Source organism: Cupriavidus sp. 8B, assembly GCF_054589115.1.
Genome location: NZ_BAAILO010000276.1, coordinates 1 through 417 on the forward strand (window position 1 = coordinate 1; position 417 = coordinate 417).

General features: G+C 65.0%; 1 pseudogene. It reads right to left on the bottom strand.

Going from position 1 to position 417, the window contains the following annotated elements:
* Positions 1 to 417 (bottom strand): annotated as a pseudogene (locus tag ACYP5B_RS27410) (PRTRC system ParB family protein); the annotation flags it as partial.

The window sequence follows — 417 nt, forward strand, 5'->3', positions numbered from 1 at the left end:
GTTCTTCTCGAGGTCCGTGACAGACGCTTTGTCGTCCGCCAGCTTCTCGTAGATCTTGCCCATGACAACCGCGCCAATGTCGCGGGAAAGCCCGGAGAGTGCGATCGCCAGCAGGTAGCTGTTGGCGGTCTCGGGATTGGCTGCAGCCTCACGGCGCAGCGCCTTACGCCAGAGCGCGGACCGGTAGGCTTTCACCTTGTCGGATTCGCTGATCTTGGTGACAACCGCCTCCGCTGCCGAAGCCTTACCACCCGTCTTGGCGGCCGGCTGGCTACTAGCGGGCGTCCCCTTCTGTGCCGGGGCCTTGGCATCACGTTCGGCCTTTAGCCGGGCCGCGACCTTGGTGGCATTGCAGCCGGTGTCGAAGCACTGGCCGCGGAACACCTTGCCGATGCTGTCCGGCAGGCCGCTAACGGC